Genomic DNA, 2,147 nt, shown 5'->3' with positions numbered 1-2,147 from the left:
CATATACTTTCCTGTTAAAGCAGGAGGCCCGACTTTCGCCAGGTCTCCTGTTCAAATCCGATCCTCAGGATCCCTGTACGTTCACCTCAAGATCTTCATATATATTTATATTCCTACGCCTGCTTTTTCCTCTTTACCACAAGCGTGCCCGCAAGCACTCCGCCTGACGCGAGAAGCAAGAGAATCATAATAGGAAGATTCCCCAGATCACCTGTCTTCGGTCTCTGCAGCTCAGGCTTGTTGGGATGATTCGGCACCTTCGGAGTCGGGGTGTGTACCTTCACGACATTGGACTTGACAGAGTATACATTGTTGATCGTCAGATCAAAATCATTCACATATGTCGTACTCTCTTTTGTCACCTTTCCCGTGACAATCGGTGCGGGAACCTTCGCAGTCTTGGTCAGATCGCTGTTGATCTGGGTCAGCAGGGCTGCGTTTGCGGTAAAGACCATACGTCTTGTCGATGCGTCATAGCTGATATCATAGTCGGCGCTTGCCTGCTTTGTAGCCTCAATATCCACTTCATAGCCGCTCGGCAAAACATCACTAAACACCAGAGAATTTATTTTCTCATGTCCGGCGGGAATATTTGTTGTATGCAGGGCAAACTTTACAACCGACCCGATCTGAACGGTGCCATTGTTGATGTCTTGATTATTTCCATCCAGGACATTCTTCTCTACCTGTGACTGTATATAGAGAATGTCGTAGTGATAGGACACCTGCTCCGGTTTCTGCGGTTCTTCAGGCTCTGTCGGTGGTACTGGCGCCACTGGCTTAACGGGCGCGGGAAGCGCCTTGATATCTGAATTAAGAGCAAACCAGACAACGCCCCGTTTACTTGCTCCAATATCCACGCTCACCGATGTTCCCTTGGCTTTTCCGACAATTGCTCCATACCACGTGGGCTTCCCGCTTCCGCTTGTAGAATCATCCCACTCGCTGGTTGAGAATCTTGATCCCTTCGCCTTACTGTCATTATCATTGCTTGCGTAAGCGCCTCCATCCGCCTGCTTCGTCACCGACGAACCGGATATGTAGATATAATCGCCATTAAAACGCAGCACTTTTTCTATCATTGGTTTTCCGACCGCTGACGGTGCGCTGCTACTTGTCCCTGTACCGTGATTCAGAGATGAGAAGTTAAACAGAGCCCCGGTCATATCAATTTTGTGTCCTGCCCCATCATAGAAATCCGCCGTCAGGTTAATATCAGCCTGTCCATAGGAATTGAGATACCAGATGGTAACCGTCGGATCCTTCTCAATCAGAGCGGGCAGATCATTTACTCCGGAGATCCCGGTGTCTCTCAGGGTATAGGTGTATTCTACTCTGGCGATCTTCTTGCCATTGACATACGAATTCTGAAGATTCGTGTATGCCACCTTCAAGGGCTGCCCCTTATGCAGCATCACTCTTGTTTCTGCGGCATTAGCCACATTATTGATATAGTTGAAATCGTTCGTGGCCTGTGTCTGGTCAATCCCCAGCTTGCTTCCTATATTACTGTCAAAGAAGGTCTTCCATTCCGTCTGGGAGTATGCCTTTCCTCCATTCAGGAACTGCATGCTGGCACTGGGCTCACTCTTGAATTGCAGAGTCTGGGAGGATGGCACACTCATATAGCCATCCTCATTCTTCTTTTTCTCCAACTCTTCCATCGCCTTGTTGTAGGCGGTCAGCTCATCATCATATTTTTTCTTGGCGATATTGTACTTGGCCAATTCTTCATCATACTTCTTCTTGGCCTCATCGTATTTCTTCTTGTCCTGACTATATTTTTGCGCAGCCTTCTTTGCATCCTTTAATTGCTGCACCTGCTGCTTATAATCCGCCTCGATTTCCGCCCTCTTGCTGTCGGCTTCCGCCTCGGATTTCACCACGCCCTTGTCAACGTCAGCATCCTGCACGATCTCAGCACCGGCATTTTTGGCATCGGAAACACTTTGATCTAATTCCGTTCGATCTGCTTTAATCTCAATTCCCTTGACGGGGTCTGCCGCATAGGTCGGCAACACCGCTCCAACCGTACCAAACATTACCAGGCATGACAAAGTAATCGCTGACAGCTTTTTGCTGATCGCTCTGCTCTTTCCTTTCATACTTCCTCCTTGTTTTTGTCTTTCTGCCAATTTTGAGTTTCT

Annotated in this window: 1 protein-coding gene; it reads right to left on the bottom strand. The window is 48.2% G+C overall.

What is annotated here, in order from left to right; translation table 11 throughout:
* Nucleotides 1-113 precede the first annotated feature (113 nt).
* Nucleotides 114-2,105 carry a GbpC/Spa domain-containing protein gene (locus HMPREF1508_RS07380; RefSeq protein ID WP_044960894.1) on the bottom strand — a complete coding sequence of 664 codons (1,992 nt, stop codon included), beginning with the start codon at nt 2,103-2,105 and terminating at the stop codon, nt 114-116.
* Nucleotides 2,106-2,147: the final 42 nt, after the last annotated feature.

Source organism: Shuttleworthella sp. MSX8B, assembly GCF_000524295.1.
GTDB lineage: Bacteria > Bacillota > Clostridia > Lachnospirales > Lachnospiraceae > Shuttleworthia > Shuttleworthia satelles.
The sequence above is the reverse complement of the archived record's forward strand: the minus strand, read 5'-3'. Positions and strand labels throughout refer to the sequence as shown.

Bases quoted from the DNA above. Each gene is read 5' to 3' on its own strand.
- HMPREF1508_RS07380 (WP_044960894.1), bottom strand. From the start codon at position 2,105: ATGAAAGGAAAGAGCAGAGCGATCAGCAAAAAGCTGTCAGCGATTACT.